The sequence below is a fragment of the Eubacterium sp. BL-380-WT-2B genome, from assembly GCF_009696115.1.
GTDB classification, from domain to species: domain Bacteria; phylum Bacillota; class Clostridia; order Eubacteriales; family Eubacteriaceae; genus Eubacterium; species Eubacterium callanderi.
The window spans coordinates 405,746-420,665 of record NZ_VUMP01000006.1 but is presented as its reverse complement, the minus strand read 5'-3'; the positions used below and the strand labels follow the sequence as shown (position 1 = coordinate 420,665).

Below are 14,920 nucleotides of genomic sequence, written 5' to 3'. Positions count from 1 at the left end.
GGACGGGCTTATTTTTTATGGTAGAAAGGACGGATATAGCCTAATTTTATGCCCTTTGTCACAGCCTCAAGCGAGGAGGAGACATCGAGCTTGTCAAAAATATGCTGAATATGGTTTGAAATTGTGCGCTCACTTGAAAAAAGTATCTCAGCGATGGCTTTGCGCTTATACCCCTCTGATAATAGCTGTAAAATTTTCGTTTCTGTTGCGGTCAGTTCTTCGATATATTCATTTGCCCTGGGAAAGACAGGGACGCCTTTGTTAATCTGGATCAGGCTTTCAAGCAGTCTGTCAGGATCAAGATTTTTGTTTAAAAAACCACAGGCTTCCAGCTTTTCGGCGGCATGGCGGTAAACCGGGAGGTCGTAACCGGTCAGGAAGACAAGCTTCAGGCCGGGGAATTCTTTTTTAAGCCCAGAAGCAAGCGCAATGCCGTCTACATCACTGACTGTGTCGAGATTGATGTCGAGGAGAAGGATATCCGGATGAAGCCGGCGAATGTGCGCGGCAGCCTCTGATGGGTTCTGGAGTGTCGTGAAGCTCTCGATTTCAGGCATATCCGCCAAAACAATTTCAAGGCTTTTGGCAAAAAGAGCGTGGTCATCGATCAATAAAATGTCCATAAGAAGTATCTCCTTTCATGGGGAGGGCTACAGAAGCACAAAGCCCGGAAGGCTCATTGGGCGTAATATTCAGAGCACCTCCGGCTGCTGTGAGGGTTTCCAAAACAGATGCAAGGCCCTTATGCTTGAAAAGATCGGAAGGCAGGGTTGTGAAGCCTGTTCCATTGTCGAGGACAGACAGAAGAACACAACGGTCCTCCACAGACAGGCAGACCCTGATTTCTGACGCGTTGGAATGCTTAAAGGAGTTATTTGCCAGCTCTTTTATTAAACGGAAAACGATGCGGTTATAGGGCTCGATGAGGAAGAGATCATCGGGGCAGTCCAGGCGAACCTGAACTTTTTTTAAGGGATAGGTTTCCGCGATGCCCTCCAGCAGCTTTTCAAAATTTTCCCTCAGCGTCATTGAACTTAAAAGCGCAGGTGAACAGGCCTGCATTTCATCACGGATGGAAGTGTTCAGCCGATTTAAGGTACTGATGATCAAGGTTCTGATCTCGGGGCGGTCTGCCTTTGCTGCCAGGTTTTTCACCGACAGAAGATCCTGCAGAACGGCATCGTGAAGGTAGTTTGAGAACTCTTTTTTCAGACCTTCCTCACGGTTAAGCGAGGTGAGGGGATCGCTGTAGAGAGTATTACTCTTATTAGCCGAAAGCCGGAGCGCTTGATAAGTCGCACCAAAATAGCAAAGCAGAATAAACCAAAGTGCCGTGTGCAACAAAATAAAAATTGCAATAACAGGCAAGGCAAGGAACCAGCCAAGCGCCGATAAAACAGCCGCACCGAAAAGAGCAATGGGCGATAAAAGGAAAGAGACTGCTGGACGACCACTTTCGGAGGTATTTTGCAGGCTGTTTTTTAAAATTCTGTGAACGCTGACTAGCGGCAGCCCGATGAGAACGTAAAGACCAGTGTTGGACAGAAAGACAGGGTTGTACCGGAAGACGAGGCTGTACAGAACAGCAGGAAGGAGAATCAGCAGCAGAGAAATCAGCAGGCTGCGCCCTTCCTGTCTGAAAAAGTACAGGCTTCTTTTTTTATTGGCCAGAAGGATTACGCCAAAGGAGGAAATGCTTACCAGCCACTGAATACCCAGAAGCAGATTAAACAGGTAAGAACTGGGAAAGCTCACCAGTGTCAGCAGTGTGAGTGTCAGCTGAAGGTATAAAATAGGCTTCTTGCCTGAGTAGCCAGATGCCTGGAAAATAAAGCTCAGGAAAAAGCGGGAGAGCACCAGAGGCAGGAGTGCGTAGAGCAGGAGGCCAAGCCCCGAAAAAACCGGGATCTCCAGCCGCAGAAAGAGCATGCACCAGGACACAAAGACCAACACCAGGGTGTAATGTTTTAAAAAGGAATTGGAGCGGTAGTTCTGGAGCTGGATAAAAGCTGCGCCAGAGTCTGTCAGTAAAATGACCGACAGCGGCATCACCGCTTCAGCTTTGAAATCCAGGTGAAGCCAAAATTCGCAGCACAAAAAGACAGTCAGGAGCAATTGATGGAGGATAAGCAGCAGCAGAGAGTGAAGATATTGTCTTTTCATGGCGTTCTCCTTTTTGTGATAGTTTTATTATAGCATAATCAGGCTCTGTCGGCGATATGGCAGCAGGCGTATTGCGTGATGATATAGTACAGTGCGAAAACGAGAAGATACAAAGCGTAGGACAGCATAAAAGGCGGCAGCAGAGCAGTGCTGCTGATGATTTGAGGCATGAGGGCATTGTAGCACTGCAGGGCAAAAAAGCTGTGCAGGCCGCCGAGAATACAGGGAATGCTGAAAAGGATCAGGTTCTGTTTTGCAATGATGCGGTGCAGGGCTTTATTTTGACAGCCCAGCTTTTTTAAAATCTCAAAATCCTTTATGTCATAGCTGGTATCCGAGACGCTTTTGAAATAGAGGATACAGCCCATGGCAATAAAAAATATGAACGCGCCAAAGGCGGTTAAGAGCAGATTTGGACTGCTGGCAATCAGAAATTCATCCCGCTTAAGGCAGGCGCTGGCAAAACGGTAGTCATCCTCGAAAAGTGGTAAGAGGGCTTCGGCTGTGGTGGAGTCCTCTGACAGACTGTCCCCAAAGATACTGACCACTGAGGCCGTTTCAAGGCCCGATTGCACTAGTGAGGAATAGAGGGCGTCTGAAATAACCAGCGTTCCAACGCCTTCGTTGGCAAAGCCGGTAGCGTTGTCCAGAGTGGTTTCTGCGATATGTACACGCTGCGATGTTCCGTCTGGCAATGCGAGGTCATAGGCGGTTCCGGCAGACAGGCTGCTGCCGCTCAGATAGCGCACGAGGACCGCTTCATTTTGCGCGAGAGACGGTGCGGAGGCTTTTTTCATGGCGGACATCCTCTGGTGGTAGTCGGTCTCGCTCATAATGGCAAAATGCGGGCCATTGTTTTTCCTGGTATACTCAAAATCGGGAAGCTCAGGTGAGTCGGAGGCAGCGATCAGCAGGCTGGTTTCAATGACCTGATAATCCTGCGCAGGGTGATGGCGCTGGATAAGGCTGAGGGCCTCCTGCGTTCTTTTCGGATCATCGCCTGGAAACTCAAGGGCAGCGGGGGTGATTCTGGAAAGACCCTGCTCCGAAAAGGAGTAGGTGCAGAGCGTAGAGCCGAGGATACCAAGGGTTGCGGCAGAGAGGAGGGTGAGCAGGATCAGCATTCGCGCGTTGCTGCGGATACGGTGGACAAATTTTGGTAAAACCACGATGGTATCCGGTCTGTAAAACAGTTTTTTATGTCTGCGGATGCTCTGGACGCCAAAGGGCAGAAAGGAGCGGATAAAAAGAACAGTTCCAGCGGTGACCAGAAGAAAGGTCAGCCCGGCCATGGGCAGAAATCCAACACTGACCCAGAGGGAGCGGGTACCTGCGGTAATATTAAAAGCCAGGCAGTAGCCAGAAGCCAGGAATGCTAGTCCAAGAACAGCCGAAGCAGGGTGCGGTTTTAAGGGCTTTTCACTTTTCTTTTCAAGCCTTACCATGGACAGGATACTGGCCTTTTTTAAAAAAAAGCCATTGGACAGGAGAAGAAAAATTAAAGCGGCCGCGACAAACAGGATTGTTTGAGAAAGTGCAGCTGGATTAAAAAGCGGCACTTCGGACAGATTAATTTTTAATTTCAGAAAAACGGCCAGCAGAAGAACCACGCCTTTATGAAAAAAGCTGCCGATGATCAAGCCTGAAAGCAGAGCAACAGAAATGATCAGAAGGTTTTCAAAAAAGAGAAGCTTTATTATTTTTGTTTTTCGAAAGCCGAGCAGGGCGTAAATACCCAGCTCTCCCATTCGCCGTTTTGTGAAAAAGCTGTTGGAATAAGCCATATAGAACAGGACAAAAGCCATGAGGAGCACAGAGACCACACTGGTCATTGTCTCAACCCGTCCGTCCTCAGATATTTTCTCCATGACTAAAGTATTCATGGAAAAAGCCTTAAAGCAGCTGTAAACCGCGAGAACAAGGGTAACAGAAAGAAAATACAGCAGGTAGAAGCGATAATTTTTCTTAAGGTTTTTACAGGCAAGGTCAAAGAGTTTCATAAAAGCCTCCTATTGATCTAAGTTTGAGACAGCGTTTAGAATCTGATGATAGAAATGGGAAGAGGTCTCCTCTTTTCGGTGCAGCGCTTTGGTGATGTGTCCATCCTTAAAAATGAGGATACGGCTTGCAAAGCTGGCGGCATAGGCGTCATGGGTCACCATGAGGATGGTGGTTTTGAGCGCTTCATTTACTTCGCTGAGCTTTTTCAGGAGGGCAGCTGCTGAGGCGGAATCCAGTGCGCCTGTGGGTTCGTCGGCAAAGAGGATGTCGGGGCTTTTTATCAGGGCTCTTGCCGCAGCGGTCCTCTGGCGCTGTCCTCCGGAAAGCTGGGCGGGGTATTTGCCTAAAAGGGAAGCGATGCCAAAACGTTCTGCCAGCTTTTGAACCATTGTGTCAATTTTGTGGGATGGAGCGCCGATCAGCGTAAGCGGTACGGCGATGTTTTCCTGAACGGTCAGGCTGTCGAGCAGAAAATATTCCTGAAAGATAAAGCCAAGGCGGTCCCGCCGGAAATCGGCTGCGGCATTGCCGCTGAGCCCTTGTATATCAATCCCGCCGAGGGTGATGCTCCCCTCGGTGGGGGAATCAATGGTGGACAGGACATTGAGCAGGGTGGTTTTCCCAGAGCCAGAGGCGCCCATAATCCCCACAAACTCACCGGAGGATACTTTAAATGAGACATGATCCAGAGCTGGACGCTGGTTTTTTTCATAATATTTGGTCAGATTTTGCGCATTCAGTAAAACAGACATGATTTTATTCTCCTTGTTTTTATTAAGCTTGCTCTTATTATACAGAGGGCCGTAAAATAATGAGTGAGTAAAAAGCGCATAATTTGTTTGTATAAAGGGTGAAAGAGGTTTAAAATAAAGGTGTAATTGAGTTTTGAGGTTTACAATTTAAAAATAATTGAACGGACGGAGGATTAAAATGAAAAATACAATTGGTTTTATTGGATGCGGCAATATGGCTCAGGCCATGATTGGCGGTGTGGTGAGCAGCGGTCTCTTTACAGGGGCGCAAATTATCGCTTACGACCCATCGGAGGCACAGCGCCGAAAGGTGGCTGAAAAATTTGGCATTCGGACGGCCGAATCAAATATCGGTGTCGCCAGTGAAGCGGATTACCTAGTGCTGGCGGTTAAGCCCTTTGTCTATGCCGATGTTCTGCGGGAGATTGCCGGCCATACCAAAAAAGATGTGATTGTGATTGTCATTGCAGTGGGTGTGGAATTCAGTGATGTTAAGGATATTTTGGGTAAGGATACTAAGGTGATTCGGACTCAGCCAAGTACACCTGCTTTTGTCGGTGAATCGGACTCGACGGTCTGTCCGGATGATTTGATGACAGAGCAGGATATTGAAGCGGTTATGACCATATTCAAAAGCTTTGGCAGGGTTGAGATCATAAGCGAAAAGCTGATGAATGTGGTGCCCTCCATCGCGAGCTCCGCACCAGCCTACACCATGCTTCTGATCGAAGCCATGGCTGACGGCGGAGTGCTGCACGGGTTCCCCAGGGACCAGGCTTACCGTCTGGCCGCCCAGTCGGTATATGGCGCGGCGAAGCTGGTGCTGGAAACAGGAGAGCATCCGGCAGTTTTAAAGGACCAGATCTGCACACCCGGCGGCACGACCATCGAGGCAGTGCGGGCATTGGAGGCTTCCGGCTTCCGGGACGCAGTGATCTCAGCGGTTGACGCGTGCGCACTTAAGTCCATCAGCTTATTGAAGAAATAAATGAAAAGAGGTTTTGAGCATGGATTCTTCTTTAATTACTAAATTGAGAAGAAAACTGAATTTGGAGCAGATGACGTCACTCTGTTCTGGTGAAAATAACTGGGAGACCAAATCCTATGAGGCGCTTGGAATTCCCAAAGTGGTGATGTCAGACGGCCCTCACGGCCTGCGGGTTGAGACCGAAAAGGAGGAGGGGAAAATTGGCGTGGGTGACAGTCTCCCAGCGACCTGTTTTCCTCCGGCGACCCTTGCGGCCTGCAGCTTTGACGAATCGCTGATCAGGGAGATGGCGTCCGCTATTGCCCGGGAAGCCCGCACGGCAGGCGTCGACCTGATTTTGGGCCCTGGGCTGAACATTAAGCGTTCGCCTCTGTGCGGCCGGAATTTTGAATATTATTCGGAGGACCCCTACCTGTCCGGCCATCTGGCCAAGGCTTTTGTTGAGGGCGCCAGAAAGGAACACATCGGCGCGACCTTAAAGCATTTTCTTGGGAATAATCAGGAAACACGACGGATGACTGTCAATGCACTTATTGACGAACGCGCCCTGCGTGAAATCTATCTAAAGGGATTTGAGATTGCGGTTAAGGAAGCCGGGCCAATGGCAGTTATGTGCTCCTACAACAGTGTAAACGGCGAATTTTTATCCCAGAGCAAGCATTTTCTGACAGAAATTTTGAGAAATGAGTGGGGCTTTGAGGGGATTGTGATGACAGACTGGGGGGCTGTTTATGACCGGGTAAAGGGTGTGAAGGCCGGGCTTGACCTTGAAATGCCGGGAAGCGGCGGCGTCAATGATCACAAAATATTCGACGCCATCAAGGAAGGAAAACTTAAAAAGACAAGGCTCAATGAAATGGCGGAGCGGCTCATTGCCTTTGCCCTTGAGGCAGAGGAAAACCGCCAGGCAGCCGGCACGCCAGAGCCTGTGGACATCAATGAGCAGCACCTGCTGGCGCGCCGCGTTGCGGCTGAAAGTATGGTTTTGCTCAAAAATGAAGACAGTCTGCTGCCCTTAGACAAGGAAAAACTAAAGACCATTGCTGTTATCGGAAAAATGGCCTTTGACCCCAGATACCAGGGCTCAGGAAGTTCGAAGATCAATCCTTACCGGATCGAGGCGCCCTATGACGCCATTGCCGCTGAGACAGCGGACGGGGTGAAGCTGCTGACCGCCCAGGGTTATTCCGACAGCTCTGATGAAAAACACAAAAGAATCGTAAGAGAGGCTGTGGAAACGGCCGGAAAGGCTGATGTGGCAGTGGTATTCGCCGGATTGCCAGACAAGCTGGAATCCGAAGGCTATGACCGCACCACCATTAAGCTGCCCGAAAACCAGCTGGAAATGATCCAGCGTGTCTGTGAGGAACAGCCCAACACCATCGTTGTATTATTCAACGGCGGTGTGGTTGACCTGGAATTTGAAGATCAGCCAAAGGCCGTTCTGGAAGCCTGGCTGGGCGGTCAGGCCGTAGGCGCTGCCGTTTCAGACATTCTCTTTGGCCGCGTCAATCCATCGGGGCGGCTGGCGGAGACCATTCCCATGCGTCTGGAGGACACGCCTGCCTACATCAACTTTCCTGGAACAGAGGACAGTGTAAACTATGGCGAGAGTATTTTTGTAGGATACCGTTATTATGATTATGTGAACCGGCCGGTGCGCTATCCTTTTGGGTTTGGACTCAGCTACTCCACCTTTGAGTACAGTGATATGAAGGCCTCAGCGGCGGATGATGGCACAGTGATGGCCAGTTGCCGTGTCAAAAACATCGGAGAGCGCGCGGGAAAAGAAGTGGTTCAGCTGTATACTGGAAAGCCGGATGGAAAAGTCCAGCGTCCCATTCGGGAGCTGAGGGGCTTTACTAAAATTGATCTGGAGCCTGGAGAGGAAAAGGTGGTTGTCTTCGAGCTTTCTAAAGATGACTTTGCTTATTTTAACCCGACCAGAAACGCCTGGACGCAGGAGGAAGGACTGCATATGGTTTTAATTGGTGCATCGAGCCGGGATATCCGCCTTGAGGCGGAGGTTGCGCTGCCTGCGCCGCCACTTCCGAAACTCACGCGGTATTCCTATATGGATGACTTCATGGCAAACCCGAGGGGGCGGCAGGTGATCGAGGTGATCATGTCCCAGTTTCAGAGTGTGACAGGGAAAATCATTGATACAGAGGACAACTTTTTTATGACAATGCTGCACGGCACCCCGGTTTCTAAAATTGTCACTTTTACCAATGGGCTGTTGAGCGATAAAAGTGTGGACCGGATTCTGGAATTTGTCAACGGCGAGGATGACAGCGAGACATTTGACATCCGCTGCCTTTTTGAGGACAAGGAAGAAAAGAGGAACTGGTTCCAATCTATGCTGGAGGGTATTTTTGGCAAAAAAGAGGACAATGCTTTTTACACAGTAGACTGCCCTGTCCGCGACCTGATGGCGAACCCTGAAACAAGGGCTGTTCTGGCGAAATACTGCCCGGACGAGTATATGCATGGCGAAATTATGGACATGATCATCAGTATGGGGGTCACCATGCGCAAGGTACAGAAGCTGATCCCTGATGAGTATTACCCCTACAGCCTGCTCACAACCATTGACGAAGAGCTGAGGCTGATTCCAAAAGATAATAAAGAAGAAATATAAATTTTGCTTGACTTGAAGTGGACTCCAAATGTTATGCTGTATAGACACAGATAAAATGAATTTTAATTTGGAGGTAGAGAGGCATGACCATTTCGGAAGTGGCAAAAAAATATAATCTTTCTGCGGATACGATTCGCTATTATGAACGGATTGGACTGATCCCCCGAGTAAACCGAAGCGCCAGCGGGATTCGGGATTTTACAGAAAATGACTGCGGCTGGGTCGAGTTTATTAAATGTATGCGCGGGGCTGGACTTCCCATTGAGGCCTTGATCGATTATGTTGCCCTTTTTCAGCAGGGGGACATGACTGTCGAAGCCCGCAAGTCCATTCTGGTTGAACAGCGGGATGTGCTGGCTGAGCGTATGAAAGAAATGCAGAGCACGCTGGAGCGACTGAACCAGAAGATCGAGCACTATGAGGAGGGAATCCATGCCGCTGAAAAGCGCCTTCAAAAAAGAGAGGACTAGAATTTAAAAGTAAAGTAAGTTAGACAGGTGCGTGCCAAAGCGGCATGCGCCTGTTTTTGCAGTTTAGGCTTTTTTAGTTTTATTTTCAGATCATTTGGGCTATAATAAAAAGTAAAAGAAAGATAAAGAAGGTTAACCATGAAAGTTTTGACAGTTGATACGGCCACAATCGTTGCAACCGCGGCGGTGGTGGATGAAAATAAATTGATTTGTGAGACCATTGTCAATTTTCAGAAAAAACATTCTGAAAAGCTGATGCCCGCTATCGACCATATGCTGAAGGACGTAGGTCTGACCATTCAGGATATGGACGCTTTTGGGATTGTTAACGGGCCAGGCTCTTTTACAGGGCTGCGCATTGGCATGGCCACGGTCAAGGGCTTTGCTCAGGCTCTTGATAAGCCGGTGATCCCGATTTCTACTCTGGAAGCACTGGCCTATAACCTGCCCTATGCAGACGGTGTTGTCTGCCCGATCCTTGACGCCCAGCGGTCACAGGTTTATACGGGCCTGTTCCGCTTTAACGAGGAGGAGGGCATGGTGGCCGAGCTTGAGGATTCCGTCATGGATATCGTGGCGCTTATCGGAATTTTACAGAATTATACCGATGGTCCGATTTATCTGCTGGGAGATGGCGTTCCGCGTTTTTATGAAACAATGGTCGAGGCCCTGCCGGGAATCATTAAGGTGAAGCAGCATTTATCTATGAACCGGGCTTCATCGGCGGGTACTCTGGCGGTTGAGCGCGCCCTTAAAAAACAGTGGCAGGATTTCAAAAGCGTCGAGCCGGTTTACATTCGTCCTTCCTATGCTGAAGAGCAGAAAAAGTAGCATGAAAGCAAAAATACGCGAGATGCAGGAGCAGGACCCTCCCCGATTATACGAAATTGGACAGGCCTGCGGCTTGGGTTCATGGTCGCTCGAGTCCTATATCAATGAATATAATAATCCCATTGCAAAATATCTGGTGGTGGAGGCAGAGGGACAGGTGGCCGGCTTTGCGGGAATCTGGTGCGTGGTGGATGAGGCCCAGGTTATGAATGTCGGTATTCTTGAAAAATACCGGCAAAACGGCCTGGGCACCCTGCTCATGGAGGCTTTGCTCAGCACCGCCAGAGCTCGGGGATGCAGTTGTATGACCCTGGAAGTTAAGGAAACCAACACAGCTGCGATTTGCCTTTACAAAAAAATGGGTTTCTCGGCCGCCAGTATTCGTGAGAACTATTACCCGGACCGCGTGAACGGCCTTATGATGAGGAGGGGTGATCTTGGATAAAAAATCTTTAGCGACAGCGATTATTGTAGGGATTGTTTTCCCTGTTTTTGTGCTTATAACCTCGATGGAGTTTGCGGTGTTTAACCGCGGCTTTTTTCTGGATCAGCTGGATAAAAATAATGTGTCCCAGACAACCGGTATTGCTTCTAAGGAACTGCCGGCTGTGACCGAGCAAATTTTTGCTTTCCTGAAAGGAGAGCGTGAGGATTTTAATATCTATGCCGAGAAGGAAAATGATCTGTACGTGCCGCTTTTTAATCAGGAGGAGCTGATTCATATGGAGGATGTGCGCGGCCTTTTAAAGGTAGCGGTGATCGTTCAGGCAGTGTGCGGTGTTCTGCTTCTGGCAGGGCTTGTTCTGCTTTTTTTCTGGAACCGGGCTGCGATGGCCAAAGCTGTGTTTGGCGGTTCTGTTTTCGGTCTGGTACTGCTTCTGGCGTCCGGTCTGGCAGCTGTTTTTGATTTTACCGCTGTTTTTCAGGCAGCGCACAGACTGATTTTCACCAACGACTACTGGTATCTGGACCCGAATGAGAGTGTCTTGATCAACATTGTGCCTGAGCCTTATTTTATTGCTTTGGGCTTGAGAATCGTCACTATCGCAGCAGTGGTTTACCTGATCTGCGCAGCGGGCGGCGGCTTTTTCAGCCAGCGTCTTACCCAGAGAAAGTTTATGAAAAATTCAAAAAGAAAATTTTAGAAAGTGAGTTTTATGAAAATATTAAGCATTGAGACATCCTGTGATGAAACCTCGGTGGCAGTGGTCGAGGACGGAAGAAAAGTACTGACCAACCGGATTTACTCACAGATTGATATTCATAAAAAATATGGCGGTGTGGTGCCTGAGATTGCATCCAGAAATCATGTGATGAAACTGCCGTATATTATCGAAGAGGCTCTTGAGGAAAGCGGTCTCAGTTTTTCAGACCTTGACGCCATCGCTGTGACAAACGGCCCGGGGCTGGTAGGCGCTCTGCTAATCGGCGTTTCTGAGGCTAAGGCCTTAGCCTACAGCCTGGGTCTGCCTTTAATCGGCGTCAATCACATTGAAGGGCATATCGCTGCGAATTTTCTCCAGCATCCCGATTTGGAGCCGCCCTTTTTAACCCTGGTGGTGTCCGGCGGCCATAGCCATCTGGTGATGGTACGCGATTACCAGACCTTTGAAATCATCGGAAAAACAAGGGATGACGCAGCAGGAGAAGCCTATGATAAGATTTCGAGGGTTCTGGGGCTGGGATATCCCGGCGGTCCTGCCATCGACAGAGCGGCAAAAAAAGGAAATTCCCATGCGGTGGAGTTCCCAAGGGTATTTTTAGAAAAGGACAGCTACGATTTCAGTTTCAGTGGTTTAAAATCCGCGGTGCTGAATTACCTGAATAGCAAAAAGATTAAGGAAGAGCCCATTGTCGTGGAGGATGTGGCAGCCTCTTTTCAGCTGGCCGTCATTGAGGTGCTGGTTGAAAAGGCCATTCACTGCGCGCTGGAGCAAAAGGTGGATAAAATCTGTATGGCAGGCGGTGTTTCGGCCAACAGCCTGCTGCGGGAAATGATGCAGGAAAAGGCAAAGGAAAACGGCCTTGCGCTTTATTACCCGGCACCCATATTGTGTACTGACAATGCGGCAATGATCGGTTCTATGGCTTATTATAACTATATCAATGGTGTAAAAAGCGATTTGTATTTAAACGCTGTGCCGGGACTGAAAATCGGCAGCAGATAAACGATATACAAGCGTTTTGTGATTGATTTGAACAGAACCATAATATACATCGGTTTACGTCAAACAGCGTATGCCGATTTTAATGTAACTGAAAAGAGGTGCATCCGATTTGAATCGAATCAGGCAGTGGCTTCGGGGCGGCCCTCATAGTGAGCATAAAGGTGGTCTTGAAATTTTAAAATACATTGGACCAGGATTGCTGGTTACAGTGGGCTTTATTGACCCTGGCAACTGGGCTTCCAATGTGGCGGCTGGGGCAGAGTATGGCTATTCGTTGCTGTGGATGGTAACACTATCGACCATTATGCTCATTATTTTACAGCACAATGCCGCCCATCTGGGGATTGCGACAGGCTACTGCATGTCGGAGGCTGCCAGCCAGTATCTGCCCAAATGGCTCAGCGTACCAGTTTTATCGACCGCAGTTTTGGCAACCGTCGCCACTGTTATGGCGGAGGTGCTGGGCGGCGCCATTGCGCTGGAAATGCTTTTTTCGATCCCCATAAAAATTGGCTCGATTCTGGTAACTGCCCTGGCACTTTTTCTGCTTTTAAGCAACTCTTATAAAAAGCTGGAGCGCTGGATTATCGGGTTTGTGTCATTAATCGGCGTTTCTTTTCTAATCGAAATACTCATGGTCCATGTCGACTGGGGCGCTGCTGCTGTTTCCTGGGTTAAGCCCTCAACACCGCCGGGTTCCATGCTGGTCATCATGAGTGTGCTGGGCGCGGTGGTAATGCCGCACAACCTTTTTCTTCACTCTGAAATTATCCAGAGCCGCCAATGGAACACGAAGGAAGAATCTGTTATTAAAAATCAGCTGAAATTTGAGTTTACAGATACGCTGGTTTCCATGATTATCGGATGGGCCATCAACAGCGCCATGATCCTGATGGCGGCAGCGACCTTTTATAAAGCGGGTTTTCAGGTCACAGAGCTCTCGCAGGCCGCGGATATGCTCAAGCCGCTGGTGGGCTCGGGTGCGTCGCTTCTCTTTGCTTTCGCCCTTCTGCTGGCAGGAATCAGCTCATCCGTCACCGCGGGAATGGCGGGCGGCACCATTGTTGCGGGGATGTTCAGGGAGCCCTACGATATTCATGACCGCCACAGCCAGCTGGGGATTATTGGCATCTTTCTGGCATCGCTGGTCATTATCTTCTTTGTCACCGACCCTTTTATGGGTCTGGTCTACAGCCAGATGCTTCTGTCCATACAGCTGCCCATCACGATTTTCCTGCAGATTTACCTGACAACCTCCAGGAAAATCATGGGGAAATTTGCCAATGGCAAGATCGACTTTACGATCCTGCTGATCGTCGGGCTGCTGGTTACAGCGCTTAATATTATGCTGCTGGTGAGTAGCTTTTAGTGGAATTTGGATTATAAAATAAATCATAATGTGTGGCGGCATACGTTGTTTTAACGTATGCCTTTTTTATGTTTATGGCAGGCGTAATCTGAAAAGTGTTCTGTTGTCTGCAGGTGGAAGAATTAATGGTTAGATTTTATCTGAAACGGTATATAAGTTGTAGTGATCAATCAGAACTTTTGATATGAAATGGGGATAAAGATGAAAAAAATATTAGTGATTTTGACCAATACTGCGAAATATGGAACGAAAAATGAGGCGACAGGTCTCTGGCTGTCCGAAGCGACTGAGTTTGTGAAGGAATTGATACAGGCTGGTTATGGGCTTGATTATGTCAGTCCCAGGGGCGGTTATGTGCCGATTGACCCTCGGAGCCTGAAGAACGCTTATGTTAATGAGGAAGTATTTGCTCTTTATGGCTCAGAGGATTTCCAAAACAGAGCATTGTCAAATTCCCTTAAACCATCGGATATAAACGCTTCCGATTATTTGGCGGTCTATTATACAGGCGGCCATGGTGTGGTCTGGGATTTTCCGGACAACAAAGCTTTGCAGGCAATCAGCCGAGAGATTTATGAGCAGGGAGGTTATGTGACATCGGTATGCCACGGATTGGCAGGGCTTTTGAATATAAAAACATCAGATGGGAGCTATCTTATATCTGGTAAAACACTCACAGGCTTTACAGAAACAGAAGAAATTCTGAGCGGAAAAAAACGCTTAGTACCTTTCGGTACAGAGAAAGAAGCTAGGAATCGGGGAGCAAAATTTGTGAAAAAACGCGCTTTTAGTTCTTTTGCGGTACAGGATGGGCATTTGATAACAGGGCAGAATCCCATGTCTGGACAGGCGGTGGCAAAATGTTTGCTGAAAAATTTGAAGGGGAGCCTGTCCTGTTTATGATGGGACGATTTATAGTGAGGATACAGATTACTTTGACGAAGGAAGATGTACAAATACTCGATTGATATTTGCAGGCATTTACGCTTTTTTAAAGTGTAAGAGAAATGACAAGGCCAGAAATCGCCCTAAAGAGGGCCTTTCATGGAAAAACATTAAGTAAACCTGAAAAAAGTCATTAAATTTATTAAAAAGGTCTTGCAAATTTTGAGAGAATGGTTTAATATAATGTTAGCACTCGGAGGTAATGAGTGCTAACAAGAAGATAATAATAAAAATCATAAATCATTAAAAATGGAGGAATCAAAAATGAGTTTAAAACCATTGGGAGACAAGGTTGTAATCAAAGTTAAAGAAGAAGAAGTAACGACTTCTAGCGGTATTGTATTACCAGGTTCTGCACAGGAAAAACCACAGCAGGGAACCGTTGTTGCTGTAGGTTCCGGTGAAATCGTTGATGGCAAAAAAGTGCCGCTGGATGTAAAGGAAGGCGATGAAGTTATCTATTCTAAATACGCTGGCTCTGAAGTAAAAGTCGGTGAAGAAGAATTCTTGATTTTGAAACAGTCTGACATCTTAGCAATTGTTGAATAATTCAGAAAACCACATTTAATAGATTATAAATTTTCAGGAGGAA

At 48.0% G+C, this 14,920-nt stretch carries 14 protein-coding genes; 10 read left to right on the top strand and 4 right to left on the bottom strand.

What is annotated here, in order from left to right:
* Positions 1-8 precede the first annotated feature (8 nt).
* Genes FYJ53_RS14260 through FYJ53_RS14245 form a run of 4 tightly spaced genes read right to left on the bottom strand, consistent with a single transcriptional unit; the run spans position 9 to position 4,916 of the window.
* Complete coding sequence (locus tag FYJ53_RS14260; protein WP_148428756.1) at positions 9-623, bottom strand: response regulator; 615 nt, start codon at positions 621-623, stop codon at positions 9-11.
* Positions 601-2,163 carry a sensor histidine kinase gene (locus FYJ53_RS14255; RefSeq protein WP_148428754.1) on the bottom strand — a complete coding sequence of 521 codons (1,563 nt, stop codon included), beginning with the start codon at positions 2,161-2,163 and terminating at the stop codon, positions 601-603. Before FYJ53_RS14255 ends, FYJ53_RS14260 begins: the two co-directional genes overlap by 23 nt.
* Before the next feature lie 38 nt (positions 2,164-2,201).
* Complete coding sequence (locus FYJ53_RS14250) at positions 2,202-4,163, bottom strand: FtsX-like permease family protein (protein WP_154557392.1); 1,962 nt, start codon at positions 4,161-4,163, stop codon at positions 2,202-2,204.
* A gap of 9 nt (positions 4,164-4,172) precedes the next feature.
* A complete protein-coding gene (locus FYJ53_RS14245; protein WP_013379338.1) occupies positions 4,173-4,916 on the bottom strand; it encodes an ABC transporter ATP-binding protein in 744 nt (247 codons plus the stop codon).
* A gap of 178 nt (positions 4,917-5,094) precedes the next feature.
* Here FYJ53_RS14245 and proC point away from each other — a divergent pair, with 178 nt between their 5' ends.
* From proC to groES, 10 genes are all read left to right on the top strand, one after another.
* Positions 5,095-5,904, top strand: a complete 810-nt coding sequence (gene proC / locus FYJ53_RS14240) for a pyrroline-5-carboxylate reductase (protein WP_154557391.1) — start codon at positions 5,095-5,097, stop codon at positions 5,902-5,904.
* Positions 5,905-5,923: 19 nt separating this feature from the next.
* Positions 5,924-8,545 carry a glycoside hydrolase family 3 C-terminal domain-containing protein gene (locus tag FYJ53_RS14235; RefSeq protein ID WP_148428750.1) on the top strand — a complete coding sequence of 874 codons (2,622 nt, stop codon included), beginning with the start codon at positions 5,924-5,926 and terminating at the stop codon, positions 8,543-8,545.
* Positions 8,546-8,628: 83 nt separating this feature from the next.
* A complete protein-coding gene (locus tag FYJ53_RS14230) occupies positions 8,629-9,015 on the top strand; it encodes a MerR family transcriptional regulator (RefSeq protein WP_090413428.1) in 387 nt (128 codons plus the stop codon).
* A gap of 138 nt (positions 9,016-9,153) precedes the next feature.
* On the top strand, positions 9,154-9,846 hold the full coding sequence (gene tsaB / locus FYJ53_RS14225) for a tRNA (adenosine(37)-N6)-threonylcarbamoyltransferase complex dimerization subunit type 1 TsaB (protein WP_154557390.1): 693 nt from the start codon (positions 9,154-9,156) through the stop codon (positions 9,844-9,846).
* A gap of 1 nt (position 9,847) precedes the next feature.
* A complete protein-coding gene (gene rimI, locus FYJ53_RS14220; RefSeq protein ID WP_195840256.1) occupies positions 9,848-10,291 on the top strand; it encodes a ribosomal protein S18-alanine N-acetyltransferase in 444 nt (147 codons plus the stop codon).
* Positions 10,284-10,991: a TIGR01906 family membrane protein gene (locus FYJ53_RS14215; protein WP_154557388.1), complete on the top strand. Its 708-nt coding sequence runs from the start codon at positions 10,284-10,286 to the stop codon at positions 10,989-10,991. The genes rimI and FYJ53_RS14215 overlap by 8 nt, the downstream gene beginning before the upstream one ends.
* A 12-nt stretch (positions 10,992-11,003) precedes the next feature.
* Positions 11,004-12,014, top strand: a complete 1,011-nt coding sequence (tsaD, locus tag FYJ53_RS14210) for a tRNA (adenosine(37)-N6)-threonylcarbamoyltransferase complex transferase subunit TsaD (RefSeq protein WP_148428744.1) — start codon at positions 11,004-11,006, stop codon at positions 12,012-12,014.
* Positions 12,015-12,123: 109 nt separating this feature from the next.
* Positions 12,124-13,383, top strand: coding sequence for an Nramp family divalent metal transporter (locus FYJ53_RS14205; protein WP_148428742.1), 1,260 nt, complete (start codon positions 12,124-12,126; stop codon positions 13,381-13,383).
* Positions 13,384-13,584: 201 nt separating this feature from the next.
* The gene (locus FYJ53_RS14200; RefSeq protein WP_148428740.1) at positions 13,585-14,286 is read left to right on the top strand and encodes a type 1 glutamine amidotransferase domain-containing protein; all 702 of its coding nucleotides are present in this window, start codon (positions 13,585-13,587) and stop codon (positions 14,284-14,286) included.
* A gap of 306 nt (positions 14,287-14,592) precedes the next feature.
* A complete protein-coding gene (gene groES / locus FYJ53_RS14195; RefSeq protein WP_013379350.1) occupies positions 14,593-14,877 on the top strand; it encodes a co-chaperone GroES in 285 nt (94 codons plus the stop codon).
* Positions 14,878-14,920: the final 43 nt, after the last annotated feature.